22 protein-coding genes are annotated in these 19627 nt (G+C 39.7%); 21 read left to right on the forward strand and 1 reads right to left on the reverse strand.

The window, feature by feature from the left end; translation table 11 throughout:
- The first annotated feature begins 54 nt into the window (after window positions 1-54).
- The 13 genes from ACIQCE_RS10250 (at window position 55) to fni (ending at window position 12093) form a co-directional block, all read left to right on the forward strand.
- The gene (locus tag ACIQCE_RS10250; protein ID WP_400494792.1) at window positions 55-507 is read left to right on the forward strand and encodes a DUF2663 family protein; all 453 of its coding nucleotides are present in this window, start codon (window positions 55-57) and stop codon (window positions 505-507) included.
- Between the two features lie 84 nt (window positions 508-591).
- A complete protein-coding gene (locus ACIQCE_RS10255) occupies window positions 592-1380 on the forward strand; it encodes a metallophosphoesterase (RefSeq protein WP_400494794.1) in 789 nt (262 codons plus the stop codon).
- Between the two features lie 164 nt (window positions 1381-1544).
- A complete protein-coding gene (locus ACIQCE_RS10260) occupies window positions 1545-2123 on the forward strand; it encodes a genetic competence negative regulator (RefSeq protein WP_353855391.1) in 579 nt (192 codons plus the stop codon).
- 195 nt (window positions 2124-2318) lie between these two features.
- Window positions 2319-3593 carry a Glu/Leu/Phe/Val family dehydrogenase gene (locus tag ACIQCE_RS10265; protein WP_353855392.1) on the forward strand — a complete coding sequence of 425 codons (1275 nt, stop codon included), beginning with the start codon at window positions 2319-2321 and terminating at the stop codon, window positions 3591-3593.
- A 114-nt stretch (window positions 3594-3707) separates the two neighbouring features.
- Window positions 3708-4679, forward strand: coding sequence for a YpdA family putative bacillithiol disulfide reductase (locus tag ACIQCE_RS10270; RefSeq protein ID WP_400494797.1), 972 nt, complete (start codon window positions 3708-3710; stop codon window positions 4677-4679).
- A gap of 151 nt (window positions 4680-4830) precedes the next feature.
- Window positions 4831-5487 (forward strand): glutamic-type intramembrane protease PrsW, encoded by a 657-nt coding sequence (gene prsW / locus ACIQCE_RS10275; protein ID WP_400494799.1) that lies wholly within the window; start codon window positions 4831-4833, stop codon window positions 5485-5487.
- Between the two features lie 195 nt (window positions 5488-5682).
- Entirely contained in the window at window positions 5683-6525 is an 843-nt protein-coding gene (sleB, locus tag ACIQCE_RS10280) for a spore cortex-lytic enzyme (protein ID WP_400494992.1), read from the forward strand.
- Between the two features lie 16 nt (window positions 6526-6541).
- On the forward strand, window positions 6542-7891 hold the full coding sequence (gene ypeB, locus ACIQCE_RS10285) for a germination protein YpeB (protein ID WP_400494801.1): 1350 nt from the start codon (window positions 6542-6544) through the stop codon (window positions 7889-7891).
- Between the two features lie 102 nt (window positions 7892-7993).
- Window positions 7994-8641 carry a flagellar brake protein gene (locus tag ACIQCE_RS10290; RefSeq protein ID WP_400494803.1) on the forward strand — a complete coding sequence of 216 codons (648 nt, stop codon included), beginning with the start codon at window positions 7994-7996 and terminating at the stop codon, window positions 8639-8641.
- Window positions 8642-8704: 63 nt separating this feature from the next.
- Window positions 8705-8887 carry a DUF5359 family protein gene (locus tag ACIQCE_RS10295; protein WP_400494805.1) on the forward strand — a complete coding sequence of 61 codons (183 nt, stop codon included), beginning with the start codon at window positions 8705-8707 and terminating at the stop codon, window positions 8885-8887.
- A 71-nt stretch (window positions 8888-8958) separates the two neighbouring features.
- Entirely contained in the window at window positions 8959-9636 is a 678-nt protein-coding gene (cmk, locus tag ACIQCE_RS10300) for a (d)CMP kinase (RefSeq protein ID WP_400494807.1), read from the forward strand.
- Between the two features lie 223 nt (window positions 9637-9859).
- Window positions 9860-11011 (forward strand): 30S ribosomal protein S1, encoded by a 1152-nt coding sequence (gene rpsA / locus ACIQCE_RS10305; protein WP_353855401.1) that lies wholly within the window; start codon window positions 9860-9862, stop codon window positions 11009-11011.
- 14 nt (window positions 11012-11025) lie between these two features.
- Entirely contained in the window at window positions 11026-12093 is a 1068-nt protein-coding gene (gene fni / locus ACIQCE_RS10310) for a type 2 isopentenyl-diphosphate Delta-isomerase (RefSeq protein WP_400494809.1), read from the forward strand.
- A 15-nt stretch (window positions 12094-12108) separates the two neighbouring features.
- Here the strand turns inward: fni and ACIQCE_RS10315 are convergent, their stop codons facing one another.
- Window positions 12109-12240 carry a YpzI family protein gene (locus ACIQCE_RS10315; protein WP_400494811.1) on the reverse strand — a complete coding sequence of 44 codons (132 nt, stop codon included), beginning with the start codon at window positions 12238-12240 and terminating at the stop codon, window positions 12109-12111.
- A 127-nt stretch (window positions 12241-12367) separates the two neighbouring features.
- On the opposite strand from ACIQCE_RS10315, the gene ACIQCE_RS10320 reads away from it, so the two are divergent.
- The 8 genes from ACIQCE_RS10320 (at window position 12368) to spoIVA (ending at window position 19468) form a co-directional block, all read left to right on the forward strand.
- Window positions 12368-12961 (forward strand): YphA family membrane protein, encoded by a 594-nt coding sequence (locus tag ACIQCE_RS10320; RefSeq protein WP_400494994.1) that lies wholly within the window; start codon window positions 12368-12370, stop codon window positions 12959-12961.
- The gene (locus ACIQCE_RS10325) at window positions 12958-13842 is read left to right on the forward strand and encodes a YIEGIA family protein (protein WP_353855404.1); all 885 of its coding nucleotides are present in this window, start codon (window positions 12958-12960) and stop codon (window positions 13840-13842) included. The genes ACIQCE_RS10320 and ACIQCE_RS10325 overlap by 4 nt, the downstream gene beginning before the upstream one ends.
- Window positions 13843-13848: 6 nt before the next feature.
- A complete protein-coding gene (locus tag ACIQCE_RS10330; RefSeq protein WP_353855405.1) occupies window positions 13849-14043 on the forward strand; it encodes a capping complex subunit for YIEGIA in 195 nt (64 codons plus the stop codon).
- A gap of 161 nt (window positions 14044-14204) precedes the next feature.
- Entirely contained in the window at window positions 14205-15515 is a 1311-nt protein-coding gene (gene der / locus ACIQCE_RS10335; protein ID WP_400494814.1) for a ribosome biogenesis GTPase Der, read from the forward strand.
- Between the two features lie 14 nt (window positions 15516-15529).
- Complete coding sequence (locus ACIQCE_RS10340) at window positions 15530-16567, forward strand: NAD(P)H-dependent glycerol-3-phosphate dehydrogenase (RefSeq protein ID WP_353855406.1); 1038 nt, start codon at window positions 15530-15532, stop codon at window positions 16565-16567.
- Window positions 16568-16835: 268 nt separating this feature from the next.
- Window positions 16836-17039 (forward strand): DUF2768 domain-containing protein, encoded by a 204-nt coding sequence (locus ACIQCE_RS10345; RefSeq protein WP_400494816.1) that lies wholly within the window; start codon window positions 16836-16838, stop codon window positions 17037-17039.
- Window positions 17040-17057: 18 nt separating this feature from the next.
- Entirely contained in the window at window positions 17058-17783 is a 726-nt protein-coding gene (locus ACIQCE_RS10350) for a hypothetical protein (RefSeq protein ID WP_400494818.1), read from the forward strand.
- Between the two features lie 206 nt (window positions 17784-17989).
- Window positions 17990-19468 carry a stage IV sporulation protein A gene (gene spoIVA, locus ACIQCE_RS10355; RefSeq protein ID WP_353855409.1) on the forward strand — a complete coding sequence of 493 codons (1479 nt, stop codon included), beginning with the start codon at window positions 17990-17992 and terminating at the stop codon, window positions 19466-19468.
- Window positions 19469-19627: the final 159 nt, after the last annotated feature.

The raw sequence follows: 19627 nt of genomic DNA on the forward strand, positions 1-19627 counted from the left end.
TGAATCAACTGAAAAGCACATACATATGTAGAAAAAAAGGACAGGGTGTATGTGATGACATTACACGCAATCAGCCGCTACATGGATCAGCCGACACAGAAAATGATTGAAACATTGGTGAAAAGAAAATACAAATATGAGGCCTATGCTAAACAATGCAAAAGGTGGCAATGGACAGCCCTTCTGTCTCTAGCCATTCTTCTTATTTATTTCGTCATATCATCCAATACGGGAGGCTCGCTGCAACCCGAAGCCATGATTGCAACACTTCTTGGTCATGAACTTTTTCTATTTTGGATCATGGCCGAAGTGTTTGCTTTTTATGCATCTTATTATTATAAGAAAAAAGAAGAAAAGGCTGAGGATGAATATCATAAGCTCAGATGTGAAATTATACAAAAAAGCACAGATTTATGGCCACAATCAAACCAGTGGAAAGAGCGTGAAGCGGTTTTTCGCTTCATGCAACAACAGTATGACATCAATTTGTATTATGAAAGTAAATAAAAGAAAAAGGCGTTTTACAGTTGAAACGTCTTTTTTCTTTCAAGCGTCTCATGAAAGAAAGATGATGTAAGGGAGCCGTTAATCATGAAATATGCCATTGGATTCACTGCCGCCATTGCGGCTGTTACAACAGGTGTGTATGTAACGGCAAAAATGGTGAAAACAGCAAAGCAAAATAATATCAAAAAGCATTACTTTACAATAGAAGCTCTTCAATCAGACAGACCAGCTGTCATTTTTTTTATTTCTGATACACATCGCCGGCTGATTAGCGAATCATTATTAGAAGAAGTGAGACAAGAAAAGCCTGATGTGATTATGATTGGTGGAGACCTAGCGGAAAAAGGTGTACCTTATGCAAGAATCGAAGAAAATATAAAACGACTGGCAAGAATTGCGCCGATCTATTTTGTTTGGGGAAATAATGACCATGAGCTGAATCAGCAAAAATTAAAAGATATTTTGCATTTCTATGATGTGACGACATTGCAAAATGAAACTTCTGTATGGAATTTCGAAGGCCAGCCGATTAAAATCGGTGGTATTGATGACATACGGCTTGAAAAAGCAGACTATGAGGCGATTCGTTCTGAGTTTGTGAAAGATGAAGTGAATATTCTTTTATCACACAACCCAGATGTTCATGGTCTTATGAGTGAAGAGGAAGGAATCGACTTAGTGTTAAGTGGTCATACCCATGGCGGACAAATCCGAATCGGAAAATTTGGACCCTATGAAAAAGGAAGAACGGGACAAATCAAAGGTGCTTTCTTTCTCATTAGTAATGGCTACGGAACAACGAAAGTTCCAATGCGTCTAGGGGCAAAACCAGAAACACATCTTATTTATTTAATGCCCGTTAAAAAGGGCTGAATAGCGGATCTTCCATATTTTCTATAAAAGTCACCATAAGGCATGGCTTCAGGCTTGTCTTCCGTCTTGACACAGTGTAAACTGAATACAAAATTAAGAACCTATGACTCATCATCTCATATACTACAGTATGATGTGTGTTAGAAGAGGCAGGAGGGAACGTTATGCGACTTGAGCGTCTGAATTATAATAAAATCAAAATTTTTCTTACACTAGATGATCTGACAGACCGAGGTCTTACGAAAGAAGACCTTTGGAAAGATTCGTTCAAAGTTCATCAGTTATTTAAAGATATGATGAACGAAGCGAATCAGGAGCTCGGTTTTGAAGCAAATGGACCGATTGCTGTTGAGGTATTTTCTCTTCAGGCGCAGGGGATGGTCGTCATTGTCACAAAGAGTCAGCAGGAAGATGCTGATGATGAGTTTGATGAAGATTACATTGAAATGCAAGTCAAACTGGACGAGAGCAAGCATGTGCTTTATCAATTTGCCTCGTTTGAAGATGTGATTCAACTGTCCCATAGTTTAAGTCGTATTGGACTTTTAGGGGGTACAGTTTACCATTATGAAGGTCAATATTTTCTCAGTCTAGATGATTTTGAAGACCTTTCTGCTGATACCGTCATTTCAATTTTAGCGGAGTTTGGTTCTCCTACAACGTTAACCATTCATCGGTTAAAAGAATATGGGAAAATCATCATACAAGAAGATGCGGTGAAAACGATTCAACTGTATTTTTAACCACTTTTTTCTATAATATTTAATGCTGTTGTGATGAAACAACAGTATTTTTTTATAACCTTTTTATATTTATAAACGCTGATATTTTATTTTGATAAAAAACGCTTTTTACCTTTGCTTTACTATTACGAAGGTGTATACTATTGCTTGAAAGGGAGCAGAAGATCATGAAAGATTTCTAGGGGGTTTATTTTAATGGCAGCCGATCAAAACGCCGCTCATAAAGCAGAAGATAAGCTAGATGTTTTAAAATCAACTCAAACCGTCATACATAAAGCGCTTGACAAATTGGGATATCCGCAAGAAGTGTATGAATTGCTTAAGGAGCCAATTCGTCTATTAACTGTCAAAATTCCAGTACGTATGGATGATGGATCAGTGAAGATTTTCACCGGTTATCGTGCACAGCATAATGATGCTGTCGGACCAACGAAAGGCGGAATTAGATTCCACCCGAACGTGACTGAAAATGAAGTAAAAGCGCTTTCAATTTGGATGAGTTTAAAATGTGGTATTGTGGATCTTCCTTATGGCGGAGGAAAAGGCGGTATTATCTGTGATCCAAGGGAAATGTCATTCCGAGAGCTTGAAAAGCTTAGTCGTGGCTATGTACGCGCGATTAGTCAAATCGTTGGACCAACAAAAGATGTTCCAGCGCCAGATGTTTTTACAAACTCTCAAATTATGGCTTGGATGATGGATGAATATTCTAGAATTGACGAGTTTAACTCACCAGGATTTATTACAGGAAAACCAATTGTTCTTGGAGGGTCACATGGACGTGACACTGCAACAGCAAAAGGTGTGACGATCTGTATCAAAGAAGCGGCGAAGAAAAAAGGAATTGACATCAATGGGGCTCGTGTTGTCGTACAGGGATTCGGAAATGCAGGAAGTTATTTGGCTAAATTCATGTATGATGCTGGAGCAAAAATTGTAGGGATTTCAGATGCTTACGGCGGATTGTATGATGAAGATGGTCTTGATATTGACTACTTGCTTGACCGACGTGACAGCTTTGGAACGGTTACTAAATTATTTAATGATACCATTACAAACCAAGAACTGCTTGAGCTAGATTGCGATATCTTAGTGCCTGCAGCAATTGAAAACCAAATCACAGAAGAGAATGCGGCTAATATTAAAGCCAAGATTGTCGTAGAAGCGGCAAATGGTCCGACCACGCTGGAAGGAACCAAGATTCTTTCAGACCGCGGTGTACTGCTTGTTCCAGACGTACTTGCGAGTGCAGGCGGCGTGACTGTTTCTTACTTTGAATGGGTTCAGAATAACCAAGGGTTCTACTGGACAGAAGAAGAAGTGGAGACTCGTTTAGAAGAAATGATGGTGAAATCATTTAATAATATTTATGAAATGGCGCAAAACCGCCGAATCGATATGCGTCTTGCAGCATATATGGTTGGTGTACGTAAAATGGCCGAAGCTTCTCGTTTCAGAGGCTGGATTTAAGCGGCTTATTTGCATCGCGCTCAAAAATCTCCTATCCTTAAATAGGAGATTTTTTTATGAAATGCGAATAGCCCAATCAATTGTTATTGCAGTGAAACGACAGGAGTGGAACAAATGAAACAAGAAGAAGCCATCATCATCGGAGGCGGCCCATGTGGTTTAGCAGCTGCCATCGCATTCAAGCAAATCGGTATCGATGCACTTGTGATCGAAAAAGGAAATGTAGTAAACAGTATTTATCATTACCCAACTCACCAAACCTTTTTCAGCACAAGTGAAAAGCTTGAGATTGGAGATGTCGCTTTTATTACTGAAAACCGAAAGCCAGTCCGCATTCAGGCGCTTTCCTATTATCGAGAGGTTGTCAAACGAAAAAATCTGCGTGTGCATGCTTTTGAAAAAGTAAATGCCGTGACAAAAACAGACGGACGTTTCACCGTTACTACATCCAAAGATGAGTATCAGTGCGACTACGTGGTCATCGCCACTGGGTATTATGATCATCCGAACTATATGAATGTCAAAGGAGAAAATCTTCCTCACGTGTATCATTACTTTAAAGAAGGACACCCGTACTTTGATAAGGATGTGACTGTCATCGGAGGGAAAAATTCAAGCGTTGATGCAGCACTTGAACTGGTGAAATCAGGGAGCAGGGTGACCGTTTTATATAGAGGAACAGCGTATTCATCAAGTATCAAACCTTGGATTTTACCTGAGTTTGAAGCCCTTGTTCGAAATGGAACCATCCGAATGGAGTTCGGTGCTGAGGTAAAAGAAATCACGGAACAAGAGGTGGTCTTTACGAATCAACAAGGTCAAGATACCCGTGTGAAAAGCGATTTTGTCTTCGCCATGACTGGCTATCATCCTGATCATTCTTTCTTAGAAAAAATGGGTGTGAACATTGATCAAGAAACAGGCCGTCCGATATATAATGAACACACGATGGAAACAAACGTAGAAGGCATCTTCATTGCTGGTGTCATTGCTGCTGGAAATAATGCCAATGAAATCTTTATTGAAAATGGGAGATTTCATGGTGGGCTTATCGCTGAAGAAATTAACAAAAGACGTAACAACTAAAAATGAACTGAATCCTTTAATAGAGGGTTCAGTTTTTTAGTATAAAATGGAATTATATAGAAGAATTTTGATAAAATGGGCTTGAGTCATATAAAAAAACGGTGAATCATGGTACGATAATAGAGGATAATGTAGGGAAAGAGGCTTGATTATGATCGCAATCATCTCAGCAGGTTTAGCTCCCGGCATCGCACTATTAAGTTATTTTTATTTGAAAGATCAGTACGACAATGAGCCGGTGCATATGGTCATCAAATCTTTTATGTTAGGTGCCATTCTTGTATTTCCAACCATGTTTATTCAATATGTACTTCAAGAAGAAAAGATCGCCACAAATCCAATCATAATCTCATTTGTCACATCGGGTTTTTTAGAGGAATCATTAAAATGGTTTATTTTAATGGTCAGTGTTTATGCGCATGCTCAGTTTGATGAGCATTATGATGGGATTGTATATGGTACAAGTGTCTCACTTGGTTTTGCCACACTTGAAAATATTCTTTACCTTGTTGGTCATGGTGTAGAATATGCTTTCACACGTGCATTACTGCCGGTGTCAAGTCATGCTTTATTCGGTGTTGTCATGGGATTTTATATAGGAAAGGCCCGTTTCTCTGCTAAAAAAGAGCAACGTAAATGGCTGCTACTTTCCTTGACGCTTCCTGTGCTTTTTCATGGATCGTATGATTTTATTCTTCTTGGAATGACCAACTGGGGATATATTATGCTGCCGTTTATGATCTTTTTATGGTGGTTCGGTTTACGGAAAGCAAAAAAAGCCCGTGCTGTAAAAATGGTCCACATGTAATCTGGAAAACGTCCTATAAAAAAAGGGCGTTTTTTGTCTTTTCCAACCAATTCCCTTCTGTGATGGATGTATAAAAATAGGGATCGGAAGAAACATATATTCAAACACAAAAGTACAGGAGGATCAAATATGGACAAAGCTCGTTTCGTAAAAATCGTCCTTCTCTTCTCCATTGTCCTACTCGTCTCTTCACTTATGACTGCTGAAAAAAGTGAAGCATTCACAAATCAAGTCATTCAGCGAGGAGCAACAGGAGAAGATGTAGTCGAGCTACAGGCAAGGCTCCAATACAATGGGTTTTATCATGGGAAAATTGATGGGGTGTATGGCTGGGGAACATACTGGGCCGTTCGCAATTTTCAAAGCCAGTTTGGTGTCAAGAATGTCGATGGACTAGTAGGGGAAAAAACAAAAAGCCTATTAGTTCAAAAGACAAAATACTATAAAGAGTTTGTACAGACACAACTGCAAAAAGGAAATCAATTTACACATTATGGCGGAAAACCTCTTGATCAGCAAATAAAGTCTAATGCTAAAAGAAGTTCGCAAAAAAATACAGCTCAAGGTGCAAAACAGAAGCAAAGTAATCAAAACGGAGGAAGCGGAAAATCCGTAGCTCAATCTCGGAATCAACAAGCAAAACAACCTCCGAAGCAAACGGCTGCCAATATGCCAGGTGGATTTTCTAGTAATGATATTCAGCTCTTGTCACAAGCTGTCTACAGTGAAGCGAGAGGTGAACCGTATGAAGGACAGGTTGCGATTGCTGCAGTCATTTTAAACCGTCTGAAAAACCCGACATTTCCAAATACCATTGCCGGTGTCATTTTTGAACCACTAGCATTTACATCGGTAGCAGATGGACAATTTTATATGACGCCAAATGAAACAGCAAAAAAGGCAGTCTTTGATGCAATCAATGGCTGGGATCCATCTGAAAGTGCCATCTATTACTTCAATCCTGATACAGCAACAAGTCCATGGATATGGGGGAGACCGCAAATTAAACGCATCGGGAAACATATTTTCTGTGAATAAAAAGAGGTGTAAATAAATGATCAGAGGAATATTAATTGCTATTTTAGGAATTGCTGTCATTTCAACAGGCTACTGGGGCTATAAAGAACACCAAGAAAAAGATGCTGTTTTGCTTCATGCGGAGAACAACTACCAAAGAGCGTTTCACGATTTGACCTATCAAGTGGATCAACTGCACGATAAGCTGGGAGCTACACTTGCGATGAACAGCCAAACATCAATATCACCAGCACTTGCAGATGTTTGGAGAATGTCAACGGAAGCACATAATAATGTCAGTCAGCTTCCACTTACATTGATGCCTTTTAACAAAACGGAAGAGTTTTTAGCGAATGTCGGTGACTTTAGCTACAAATCGTCCGTGAAATCTCTATCAGACGAACCGCTTAACAAAGATACACATCAAACCATTACTGCTTTATATAATCAAGCGGCAGATATTCAAAACGAGCTAAGACAGGTACAGCATTTGGTATTGAACAATAACTTAAAATGGATGGATGTTGAAATGGCACTGGCTGACGGTGACAAAAAAAATGATAACACCATCATTGACGGTTTAAAAACGGTTGAGAGAAATGCGGATGCATTTGCGGATGTTGATCTTGGACCAACCAATATGTCATCTAAATCAGAGGCAAGCGGTTACAGTCATTTAACAGGAAAAAACATTTCGAAAAAAGAAGCCATCCAAATTGCTCAGCAGTTTACGCCCGATCATAATCACAACTTTAAGGTGCGAAAAAGCGGAAGCAAGTCAAATCAAGATGTCTACAGCTTATCGATGTCAGATCCAGACAGTCGAGCGAATTTTTATTTAGACCTGACTGAAAAGGGCGGACACCCAGTGTACCTTCTCCAAAATAGGGACGTCAAGAAACAAAAAATCAGTTTAAATGAAGCCTCTAAAAAAGCACTAAGTTTCTTGAAAAAGCATGGATTTGACACAGAATCATTCCACTTAGATGAGAGTGCGCAATTTGACAATATTGGGGTATTCACCTATGTGCCTCTTCAAAAAAACGTATTACTTTATCCAGACAGTATTCGGATGAAAGTGGCGTTAGATGATGGAGAAGTCGTTGGATTTTCAGCAAAAGACTATTTAATGAACCATAAAAAGCGAGACATAAAAGCGCCTAAAATTTCTCAAAAAGAAGCTGAGAAGACGCTCAATCAACATGTGAAGATTCAGGATACTCATTTAGCGATCGTTCAAAATGATATGTCAGAGGAAGTTCTTTGCTATGAGTTTCTCGGAACGATTAAAAACGACACATATCGGATGTTTATCAATGCAGATACTGGAAAAGAAGAAAGAGTAGATAAATTAAAAAACGCAGAACCTATATATAAAGACCTATAGAAAATGAAACGAGGAAAAGGCTAATAAGTCTTTTCCTTTTGTTTTATACATGGTTTAATATAAGAGATGATATGATTTCACAGAGGAAAAGAGTGAAGATGAATGTTACAAATAGGGGATACAATTACAATTGAATATGTCAATGAGAACAAAGAATTAAAAAATGCAAAATCGAAAGTTTTGGAAAATAATGACGATACTATTTGCATTCATTATCCAGCCGATAAAGAAACAGGACGAACCATTTATTTAAATCAGCAAACAGAAATTACCATCCTCTTTCTCGATGAAAATCAAGTTCCATACAAATGTAAAAGCGAAGTGATTGGAAAAAGGAAAGAGGATATTCCAATGATTGTCATTTCTATTCCGCCAAAAGAAGAAATGATTCGCCTTCAGCGCCGAGAATATTTACGGGTTGATACGCTGGTCAAAGCAATTATTTCACCACCAGATGTTGAGCCTTTTGAAACATTTATTGTGAATATGAGTGCTGGCGGTGTTGCCATTGCTGTTCCAAAAGGCGTGTCTCTAAAAGAATACGGTAATGTCATCACTGAATTTGAACTTCCGTTAAAAGAACCAGTAAAAATTAAAGCGGTTGCAGAGATGAATCGTATCTATCAAGATGAAAAGACAGGCAAAACAAAAGCGGTCATGGAGTTTTGTGACATCACAACTGAACATCAGCAGCACATCATGAAGTACTGTTTCCAGCAACAACTTTTGTCGCGTGCAAAAAGAGCATAAGAATAAAGGGTGTAAAAAGCTTCCATACTAGTGGGTGAAGATTCTAGTATGGAGGCTTTTTATATGAAAACAATTGAGCGATGGTTATTCAAAGCAGTTATAGTTCAGCTTGTTCTTTTAATAGCAGTTCAAATCACACTCCATCTAACGAAAGGAGAACTGTTTTTGTCAAAAGTAGTGCAATATGAGGGTGTGAATAACATGAGTATTGAAGAGTGGATTGAGACGTTTAAGCAAAAGGATTGATAGAAAATCCCCCCGTTTTAGCGGTGTTCGTGTTACAATTCATTAGGGAGATTCAATCAAGGAGAGGTATTATGAAAAAGAAATTATCTATTGCAATTGATGGTCCTGCAGCAGCAGGAAAAAGCACTGTGGCAAAAATTGTCGCTGCAAAAAAATCATATATTTATATCGACACAGGTGCGATGTACCGCGCGATTACACTTGCGGCACTGAGCCAAGGTATTGACCTAGAAGATGAACAGGCGCTTGAGGCCTTATTAAAAAAGACAGTGATTGAACTTGTTTCAACTGATGAAGGTCAAAAAGTACACCTTAACAATACCGATGTCACAGAGGCCATTAGAACAGACCGTGTCAGCAATCAAGTATCTGTTGTGGCGAAACACAGAGCTGTTCGTGAAGAAATGGTTCGCCGGCAGCAGGAGCTTAGCAAACGAGGCGGGGTTGTCATGGATGGAAGAGACATCGGCACTCACGTTCTTCCGGATGCTGAAGTAAAAATTTTCTTGCTTGCTTCAGTTGAAGAGAGAGCAAAACGCCGTTTTGAAGAAAATAAGAAAAAGGGGTTTGATGTAAATTACGATCAATTGATCGAAGAGATTGCAAGACGTGACAAACTCGATTCAGAGCGGGAGGTATCACCGCTTAAGAAGGCAGACGATGCAATTGAAATTGACACAACTTCCCTATCCATTCAAGAGGTGGCAGGTAAAATTTTAGATGCTGCTGACCGTTTAGAAAAACAGTAAGAAATTTTAGAAAACTTCTATAAGTTAGAGGTTTATCTCTTGACAAACAAGGGCTTTTATTAGAAGTTTATACTAATACTATTTTTATTGATCATTCAAGCAATTAAGTTGATTTGAATGTTTCTATAATACATATTCGGCTGGCAATCATCATGCTTAAGACATATATTCGGCGAGCCGTTTTAACTAAGCTGTGTAGGTTTGGACCAAGGAGGTTATCAAAATGACAGAGGAAATGAATCAAATCGATGTTCAGGTACCAGAGGTTGGAGATGTTGTGAAAGGGATTGTTTCTCAAGTTGAGGACAAGCATGTAAATGTTGATATCGTCAACGTGAAACAACCTGGGATCATCCCAATCAGTGAATTATCAAGTCTTCACGTTGAAAAAGCATCAGATGTCGTGAAAGAAGGCGACGAGTTAGAGCTTAAAGTCACAAAGGTCGAAGACGATGCTTTGATTTTATCGAAACGTGCTGTTGATGCAGACCGCGCTTGGGAAGACCTAGAGAAAAAGTTTGAAACAAAAGAAGTATTTGAAGCTGAAGTAAAAGACGTTGTCAAAGGTGGTCTTGTTGTAGACATCGGTGTGCGAGGGTTTATTCCAGCATCTCTTGTAGAAGCACACTATGTGGAAGATTTCACAGATTACAAAGGCAAGACGTTGTCACTTGTAGTAGTTGAGCTTGACCGCGAAAAAAACCGCGTGATTCTCTCACATCGTGCAGTGGTTGAGCAAGAGCAATTAGATAAAAAGCAAGACTTCCTGCAAAAGCTTGAAGTAGGAAGTGTCATTGAAGGAAAAGTACAGCGCCTGACTGATTTTGGTGCATTTGTCGACATTGGCGGCATTGATGGATTAGTTCACATTTCTCAACTATCCCATGCTCATGTTGAAAAACCATCAGACGTTGTAGAAGAGGGACAAGAAGTGAAGGTCAAAGTACTTGCTGTTGATCGTGACAACGAACGCATTTCACTTTCTATTAAAGAAACATTACCAGGACCTTGGAGCCAAATTGGTGAAAAAGTGAAACAAGGTGATGTGCTTGAAGGAACCGTGCAGCGACTTGTGAGCTTTGGTGCGTTTGTCGAAATTCTGCCAGGTGTAGAAGGACTTGTGCATATTTCTCAAATTTCACATAAACATATCGGTACACCACAAGAAGTTCTTGAAGAAGGGCAGACGGTCAAAGTAAAAGTGCTTGATGTGAATGAAGAGGATGAACGCATTTCACTAAGCATTCGTGATTTAGAAGAAAATCCTGATAAACAAATAGAGGAAAATTATCGTCAATATCAGGCGAAAGAAGAAAACACAAGTGGATTTCAACTTGGTGATCTGATTGGTGATAAACTCAATAAACTAAAATAATTTGGTGATGAAATTTGACGCGAGCTGAAAGAAAGAAACAACACATTGAGCATGCCTTGTCGACTGGTCAGCATGCAGCAACAGGTTTAGAGGATATTTCCTTCGTTCACGTCGGTCTACCAGATCTTGCGACTTCACAAATTGATACACATACAACAATTGGCGGACTGAAATTCGGTTCGCCAATTTTTATCAATGCAATGACTGGTGGGGGAGGAGCGTCGACCTATGACATTAATCGCTCTTTGTCTAGAGCGGCGAAGGAAACCAACATCCCAGTGGCAGTAGGTTCACAAATGGCTGCACTTAAGGACAAGCAAGAAAGACAAACATATGAAATTGTCCGAAAAGTCAACCCAGATGGACTTGTATTTGCTAATTTAGGTAGTGAAGCATCGATTACACAGGCGCAAGAAGCTGTCGATATGCTAGAGGCGAATTTACTTCAGATTCACTTGAATGTGATTCAAGAAATCGTGATGCCGGAAGGAGATCGTGATTTTCGAGGTGCCATTGAACGAATTGAAGCGATCACTCAATCCGTAGGAGTACCTGTTGTCGTAAAAGAAGTCGGCTTTGGGATGAGCAAAGAGACGGCAAAGAAATTATATGATGCTGGTGTAGCTGCAGTAGATGTTGGAGGTTTTGGCGGAACCAATTTCTCTAAGATTGAAAACCTTCGGCGCCAGAAAGCACTTCGCTTTTTTGATCATTGGGGTATCACTACTGCAGCGAGTCTTGCTGAAGTGCATACAGCCTTTCAAGATCAAACGGTTTTAGCTTCTGGAGGTATTCAAGATGCACTTGATGTAACGAAATCACTTGCACTTGGCGCATCTGCTGCTGGTTTGGCGGGGGTTTTCTTGAAATCACTCATGAATGGAGGAGAAAGTGGTCTGATTTCTGACATCATTGATCTTCAAGAGGATTTGAAGATGCTTATGACTGTCCTTGGTACTAAAACCATTCAAGAACTTAGACAAACACCGATTGTGATCACAGGTGATACGAGTCATTGGCTGAAAGAAAGAGGCGTTGACACGACGTATTATAGCTTAAGATCACGATACAGAGGCATGTGATGATCACATGCCTTTTTATTGATTTCTTTTTCTAGCGTCCTTTGGACCTTCTAATGCTGTTGCCCCTTTATGATGAATCGACTGATCACGGTCAGATTCAACTTTTCTTGATGCCTTTAAACGTTTTTCTTGTCTATCTTTCCCCATAATAAATCCCTCCTTAACTTATAGGGTGTCACGCCTTGTGTATTTCATACAAATCCTGCTGATTGTCACATGTTTAAAAATTGGTGATTCTCCCATAATGTTATTGAGGTGAGTAGGCTTGGAGGCAATGTATTATTATTGGTCGATTTGGTTTATTTGGATTATGGTTACTTTCATGATGGAAAAGAGCACATTGCGTACAGTAATGGGAGTTTGTGTACTTGTTCATATCATCACCAGTCATTTGATGATATCGTTTTTAAGTGTGGAAATGAATGCGGGATTTTTGCTTACTTTTTTATATGCCTGTATTGCATTTCTTCAAATCCGTCCAACTTATCAGATCATAAGAATCATGCAATTATGTTCTATGACATGCGCTTATGCCTTTTTTATGATTTTTGCATTATATGACCCCGTTTGGTTCACGATAATAAAGGTGGACTGGGTTGTGTTTGTCCTGCTGATTTTGATGTGTTTGACATATGGTCATCAGTTGATTGAACGAGTCACCTTATTGATGATGTCCGTGTGTCTTGGGGAAGCTCTCTATGCGCTTACCATTCATCAGCTCACATCATCGTTTGTGATAGGAGACCTTGCTGTCCTTTCCTTCGTTGTACAAGGAGTGATTTTTCTATTAGGTGTAGATCAGCTCGAAAAGCTTTTGAGCACCCGTTCATCCAGAAAACCAGTAAAAGGGGCTGCAAAATCATCATGACAAATTACACGTTTCCTGTGATTATCGGTGTCATCTTTGGGATGGCAGCGAGGCTTTATATGTTAAGAACAGATTACCGGCAATATCCCACGTATATTCATGGACAAGTGATCCACATCGCGCTTGGTTTTATCGCGTCAGGGCTAGGTGCGATCATTATGCCTGCACTAATTCAGGAAGAGTTCACAGCGATTACTTTTCTGACACTAGCGGCCACGCAATTTCGTGATGTACGCAATATGGAAAGAAATACATTAACACAATTGGATTCGTATGAGCTTGTATCAAGAGGCAGTACATATATTGAAGGGATTGCCATCGCATTTGAAAGTCGAAATTATATTGCGATTCTCACTGCACTTATTACCACAACAGCTTGTATTTTCTTCTCGCTGTTTGTTGGAACAGTGGTCGGTATCATCTGTTTTTTCATGGCAAGGTTTTTAATGTCTGGTAGCCAAATGAAAGATATTGTCGATATCCAAAAAGGGGAACTGCATTTTGATGGAGCAGGGCTTTTTGTAGATGATATTTACATTATGAATATTGGTCTGCCAGAAAAGCAGAAAATGATTTTAGAGCATGGAATGGGTTTTATTTTGACTCCGAAAAACTTTAACGCAGCCACAACCATTGCGAACCTTGGGCAGCGGCAAGCGATTTTATTTGATTTATCCAATGTGCTTGGTGTGTATCGTGATTCTGGTGAACCATCGCTTTGTCCACTTGCAAAACGTGATCTGAATAATGGCACACTGGGGGTGTTCATTCTGCCGCAATGGAAACGTGAAGATTTGGCCGTTCGAGTATTAGAAGAGGTGCCGGTTTTAGAAAATGCCATTAGGATGCCGACAGATTTCATTAAAAAGGAAGCGAGGTAAATAAAAGTGGCGAATACAATAGAGCAATTTATTCTAGCTGTGGCGACTACAAATAAAGAGCGGGTCATGGGAGGAACGGCTGTCTTTTTCTGTGAAAACAAAGAAGAGCTTGATATGTTTGCGATGAATTTAGAGGCTATTTTAGACGGAATTGCACATGGAATTGGAGAAGATCTTTACTTGATTGTCAAACATTTTTAAGTTATTCATTGTGGTTCGATTAAAAATTGATATAATATATAAGTTGAGCCCTTCATGTTTGAAGGGTTTATTTCATAAAAAACTGATAGTAAATTTTAAATCCCGGTTGAAACATGATGATGAACAGAGTGAATCGCGGCTGGATTGAAAGGAAGGGTACTATGGGTAAACCTGTCGTAGCCATTGTTGGAAGGCCCAACGTTGGAAAATCTACAATTTTTAATCGAATTGCAGGCGAAAGAATATCGATTGTAGAAGACACACCTGGTGTAACAAGAGATCGAATCTATAGTTCTGCTGAATGGTTAAATTATGACTTTAATTTAATAGATACTGGTGGAATAGATATTGGAGATGAGCCATTTTTGGCGCAAATTCGCCATCAGGCTGAGATCGCAATGGATGAAGCGGATGTCATTATCTTTATGGTAAATGGTCGAGATGGCGTGACATCAGCAGATGAAGAAGTCGCAAAAATGTTGTATCGCACGAAAAAACCAGTCGTACTTGCAGTCAATAAACTGGACAACCCTGAAATGAGAACCGAAGTATATGACTTTTATGCACTAGGTTTTGGAGAGCCATATCCGGTTTCTGGAACTCACGGACTTGGCTTAGGGGATTTGCTTGATGCAGTAGCAGAGCATTTTAAAAATCTGCCCGATACACAATATGATGAAGAAGTTGTGCAGTTTTGCTTAATTGGGCGTCCAAATGTAGGGAAATCCTCTTTAGTCAATGCCATGCTTGGGGAAGAGCGGGTCATTGTGAGCAACATTGCTGGCACAACAAGAGATGCTGTTGATACGTTGTTTACGTACAATCAGCGTGACTTTGTCATTGTGGATACAGCGGGTATGAGAAAAAAAGGGAAAGTATACGAAACAACTGAGAAATACAGTGTACTCCGCGCTTTAAAAGCAATTGATCGTTCTGATGTTGTAGCCGTTGTACTTGACGGTGAAGAGGGCATTATTGAGCAGGATAAACGAATTGCAGGCTATGCACACGAAGCCGGTAAAGCTGTTGTGATCGTTGTGAATAAGTGGGATGCTGTTGAAAAAGATGAGCGTACAATGAAGGAGTTTGAGCAAAACATTCGTGAGCATTTTCAATTCCTTGATTATGCACCAGTCTTGTTCATGTCTGCTCTTACGAAAAAGAGAATCCATACCTTGATGCCGTCCATTATTACAGCAAGTGAGAATCATGCAATGCGTGTTCAAACAAATATTCTAAATGACATTATTATGGACGCAGTAGCAATGAATCCAACACCGACGCATAATGGACAACGTCTAAAAATCTACTATGCGACACAGGTAGCTATTAAGCCGCCATCATTTGTTGTGTTTGTCAACGATCCAGAGCTTATGCATTTTTCTTATGAGCGTTTCCTAGAAAACCGTATTCGAGATGCGTTTGGCTTTGAGGGTACACCAATTAAAATATTTGCGAGAGCGAGAAAATAAAAAGGGTGAGCAGGATGAAGAAAATTTCAGTACTTGGAGCAGGGAGCTGGGGAACAGCTCTTGCATTAGTATTAGCTGATAATCATCATGATGTACACATTTGGGGACATAGACAAGAGCTGATTGATCAAATCAATGAAAAAAATGAAAATCATGATTATTTACCAAATGTCAAACTACCAGCGTCTATCAAGGCTACAACAGATATGAAGCAAGCCTTAGAAGACACAGAGACTATCATTGTAGCTGTTCCAACAAAAGCGATACGTGAAGTATTGAAAAAGGCCATTGAGTTTATCCCATCAAAAGTGCCATTTGTTCATGTGAGCAAAGGGATCGAACCAGATACCCTACTCAGAATTTCACAAATGATTGAACAAGAAGTTCCAGCCTCTTTAAGAGAAGCGGTTGTCGTATTATCTGGACCGAGTCATGCAGAAGAAGTAGGCTTACGTCATCCGACAACAGTGACGGTCTCGTCAGAAAATATTGAAGCGGCACAATTTGTTCAAGATTTATTCATGAACAATCACTTTAGAGTGTATACAAACCCTGATGTGATTGGAGTCGAAATTGGCGGAGCACTGAAAAATATTATTGCCCTTGCGGCAGGTATTACAGACGGCCTTGGATACGGAGACAATGCGAAAGCGGCACTCATCACAAGAGGACTGGCTGAAATCGCACGTCTCGGGACGAAAATGGGAGGAAATCCCCTTACATTTGCCGGCTTAACAGGTGTTGGTGATTTAATTGTCACTTGTACAAGTGTTCACTCTCGGAACTGGCGCTGCGGGAATCTCCTCGGTAAAGGGTATAAGCTTGAAGAAGTACTAGAGAAAATGGGGATGGTTGTTGAAGGCGTTCGCACAACAAAAGGCGCATATCAGTTGTCCAAAGAATATCATGTGAGTATGCCAATCACAGAAGCTTTGTATCACGTCTTGTTTGAAGGGAAAAAAGTGGACGATGCTGTAGAATCTTTAATGGCTCGTGTGAAAACACATGAGATGGAAGACCTTGTGAACATGTTTGAAAACCAGTCAAAATAAACGAAAGACGAAACATAGGCATGTAGAGGATGCAAGAAGGGATAAACTTGCATAACATAGCAATGAAGTTTGAATAGAGCTTTTACTCTACAGAATGTGGAAAAAGTAGTCGACAATAAGACTGAAGCGGAGTCCCCCTCTTTGCTTCAGTTTTTTTATCCCCTTTTTCATGAATCGTTGGTAAAATGATTGATATTTACCTTATTTTTGGTTTAGAATGAAATACAAACGCTTACAATTTGTTCGTTATCAAGGGAGGACAGGCAGTATGAGTTTTGCTTTAATCAAGATGTGGTTTGCACTTGGCTCAATGGGGCTCATGTTTTTAGCCGTTGTGACCATTTACTTGAGCAGGTTTAAGCTAAAAAGTCGATTTCTTAAAATAACAGCCTCCACCATTGCATACAGCCTAATGCTCATATCAGGTATTATTGTGTTTTTAGTTGTGTTTAGCGGACCGGTCAATGAATAAAGAAAAAGGACGAATGTGATGATAAAAGCAAAAGTCAGTGTCACTTTGTTAACACTCATTTTACTGACAGGATGTCTTTATCCAGAGAATCGCAAAGTGGAAAATAAAGTGCCTTATCGGGAACAACTTCAAGGTGTGCAAACAGCTATTGAGGATTTTCAAAAAGCGACAAACGGTCTTTTGCCGATTGAAACAAAAGAAGCAGACACGCCAATTTATCAAAAGTACGTCATCGACTTTAAACGATTGTCACCAAGGTATTTACACGATATACCGTCTACATCATTTGAAGGCGGGGGCGAATATATCTATGTTCTCACAGATGTCGAAAAAAAACCAACAGTGAAATTGCTTGATGTAAAAATGACTCAAACCATCAGTGAATTGCGCCTGAGAATGAAGATGTACCAAGATGAACATACATACCCGCCATACGGCAAAGTTATTTCCAAAGATTTATATACCTTAAATGAAAAAAAGCTCGGGTTAAAACAGCCACCTACTGTCACGAGTCCTGTCACGGGAAATTCACTCCCACTTCTTATTTCTTCAAATGGTGAAATCTATGTTGACTATCGCAGTGACTTTGCATATATCTTGCAAAAAATGAAACAAAAGCCGAAGACAGGTGAAGACATCCGAGATTTATATTGGCAGGAAACCCCGTTCGTGCCCGCATTTTCCGTGCCATATACAATCAACAAAAAAGGGGAGCCTGCTTTTTTAGAAAAAAAGTCTTCATAAATCAAGAATGAACCTTTTTCCTCTGCATAGAAATGAGGAGAAAGGTTTTTTGATGGCTAAAACTTACTCTCAAAACAAAAAAGGTGTCATATTCAAATAGGACAACGTCATACACATATATTGTAATGACACCTTTCAAGCACAGTTTGATTGAAGTATAGAGTATTCATTTGAAAACGAGGATAGCAAGTCCGGGAGGGGATCACTTGGAAAAAGTCGATATTTTCAAGGATATCGCTGAACGAACAGGAGGCGATATATATTTAGGGGTCGTTGGAGCTGTTCGTACAGGGAAATCTACGTTTATTAAAAAGTTTATGGAGCTCGTGGTGCTCCCGAATATCAATAATGAGGCTGATCGTGCACGAGCACAAGATGAATTGCCGCAAAGCGCAGCAGGAAAAACGATTATGACCACAGAACCAAAATTTGTGCCCAATCAAGCAGCATCCATTCACGTCAGTGATGGCCTTGATGTGAACATCAGACTTGTAGATTGTGTAGGTTATACGGTTCCTGGTGCACGCGGATACGAAGATGAAAATGGCCCGAGAATGATCAACACGCCGTGGTATGAGGAGCCGATCCCGTTTCATGAAGCAGCGGAAATTGGTACACGCAAGGTCATTCAAGAGCATTCAACAATTGGTGTTGTCATTACAACAGATGGATCGATTGGGGAAATACCAAGACATGACTATATCGAATCTGAAGAACGAGTGATTGACGAGCTCAAAGAAGTTGGTAAACCGTTTATTATGGTGATCAACTCTGTAAGACCGTATCATCCAGAGACAGAAGCACTGCGTCAGGATTTAAGCGAGAAATATGATATACCTGTACTTGCCATGAGTGTGGAAAGTATGCGAGAGCAGGACGTACTAAGTGTCCTGCGTGAGGCATTATATGAATTCCCAGTGCTTGAGGTGAATGTGAATTTGCCAAGCTGGGTTATGGTTTTAAAAGAGGATCATTGGCTAAGAGAGAGTTATCAGGATTCAGTCAAGGAAACCGTAAAGGATATTAAAAGATTAAGAGATGTGGACCGGGTCGTTGGACAATTCAGTGAATTTGATTTCATTGAGAGAGCGGGCTTAGCTGGTATTGAAATGGGGCAGGGCATCGCAGAAATTGACCTGTACGCACCTGATGATCTATATGATCATATCTTAAAAGAAGTGGTTGGAGTGGAAATTAGGGGTAAAGACCATCTTCTTGAGCTCATGCAAGATTTTGCTCACGCAAAGACAGAATATGATCAAGTGTCCGATGCATTAAAAATGGTCAAACAAACTGGCTATGGAATTGCTGCGCCAGCCCTGTCAGACATGAGTTTAGATGAGCCGGAAATCATCCGCCAAGGATCAAGATTCGGCGTCAGATTAAAAGCAGTCGCACCGTCTATTCATATGATTAAGGTGGATGTAGAGAGCGAATTTGCACCGATTATCGGGACAGAAAAACAAAGTGAAGAGCTCGTACGCTACTTGATGCAAGATTTTGAAGATGACCCACTATCTATTTGGAATTCAGATATATTTGGCCGTTCCCTCAGCTCACTTGTACGAGAAGGCATTCAAGCGAAGCTATCTCTTATGCCGGAAAATGCAAGATATAAACTGAAGGAAACACTTGAAAGAATTATTAACGAAGGATCAGGCGGTTTAATCGCGATCATTCTATAAAATGTAAGACCTCTCATTGACAGGGGTCTTTTTTTGCGTTTAGACTGAGTCATAAAAAGACAAATGTATAAAGATTAGTCAGATTCAGGCTGAAATTAGGAATATTCGTTCGGAAAAGTGCCTTTAATCCTTGACGAATAAGGATTCTTCCCTTTAAAA

It is taken from the genome of Bacillus sp. NPDC093026 (assembly GCF_044754665.1).
Lineage (GTDB): Bacteria > Bacillota > Bacilli > Bacillales > Bacillaceae > Bacillus > Bacillus maqinnsis.

What these genes read in the sequence shown, in the direction of transcription:
- ACIQCE_RS10250 (WP_400494792.1), top strand. Translation starts at nt 55, where the DNA reads ATGACATTACACGCAATCAGCCGCTACATGGATCAGCCGACACAGAAA.
- ACIQCE_RS10255 (WP_400494794.1), top strand. Translation starts at nt 592, where the DNA reads ATGAAATATGCCATTGGATTCACTGCCGCCATTGCGGCTGTTACAACA.
- ACIQCE_RS10260 (WP_353855391.1), top strand. Translation starts at nt 1,545, where the DNA reads ATGCGACTTGAGCGTCTGAATTATAATAAAATCAAAATTTTTCTTACA.
- ACIQCE_RS10265 (WP_353855392.1), top strand. Translation starts at nt 2,319, where the DNA reads ATGGCAGCCGATCAAAACGCCGCTCATAAAGCAGAAGATAAGCTAGAT.
- ACIQCE_RS10270 (WP_400494797.1), top strand. Translation starts at nt 3,708, where the DNA reads ATGAAACAAGAAGAAGCCATCATCATCGGAGGCGGCCCATGTGGTTTA.
- prsW (WP_400494799.1), top strand. Translation starts at nt 4,831, where the DNA reads ATGATCGCAATCATCTCAGCAGGTTTAGCTCCCGGCATCGCACTATTA.
- sleB (WP_400494992.1), top strand. Translation starts at nt 5,683, where the DNA reads ATGACTGCTGAAAAAAGTGAAGCATTCACAAATCAAGTCATTCAGCGA.
- ypeB (WP_400494801.1), top strand. Translation starts at nt 6,542, where the DNA reads ATGATCAGAGGAATATTAATTGCTATTTTAGGAATTGCTGTCATTTCA.
- ACIQCE_RS10290 (WP_400494803.1), top strand. Translation starts at nt 7,994, where the DNA reads ATGTTACAAATAGGGGATACAATTACAATTGAATATGTCAATGAGAAC.
- ACIQCE_RS10295 (WP_400494805.1), top strand. Translation starts at nt 8,705, where the DNA reads ATGAAAACAATTGAGCGATGGTTATTCAAAGCAGTTATAGTTCAGCTT.
- cmk (WP_400494807.1), top strand. Translation starts at nt 8,959, where the DNA reads ATGAAAAAGAAATTATCTATTGCAATTGATGGTCCTGCAGCAGCAGGA.
- rpsA (WP_353855401.1), top strand. Translation starts at nt 9,860, where the DNA reads ATGACAGAGGAAATGAATCAAATCGATGTTCAGGTACCAGAGGTTGGA.
- ACIQCE_RS10315 (WP_400494811.1), bottom strand. Translation starts at nt 12,240, where the DNA reads ATGGGGAAAGATAGACAAGAAAAACGTTTAAAGGCATCAAGAAAAGTT.
- ACIQCE_RS10320 (WP_400494994.1), top strand. Translation starts at nt 12,368, where the DNA reads ATGTATTATTATTGGTCGATTTGGTTTATTTGGATTATGGTTACTTTC.
- ACIQCE_RS10325 (WP_353855404.1), top strand. Translation starts at nt 12,958, where the DNA reads ATGACAAATTACACGTTTCCTGTGATTATCGGTGTCATCTTTGGGATG.
- der (WP_400494814.1), top strand. Translation starts at nt 14,205, where the DNA reads ATGGGTAAACCTGTCGTAGCCATTGTTGGAAGGCCCAACGTTGGAAAA.
- ACIQCE_RS10340 (WP_353855406.1), top strand. Translation starts at nt 15,530, where the DNA reads ATGAAGAAAATTTCAGTACTTGGAGCAGGGAGCTGGGGAACAGCTCTT.
- ACIQCE_RS10345 (WP_400494816.1), top strand. Translation starts at nt 16,836, where the DNA reads ATGAGTTTTGCTTTAATCAAGATGTGGTTTGCACTTGGCTCAATGGGG.
- ACIQCE_RS10350 (WP_400494818.1), top strand. Translation starts at nt 17,058, where the DNA reads ATGATAAAAGCAAAAGTCAGTGTCACTTTGTTAACACTCATTTTACTG.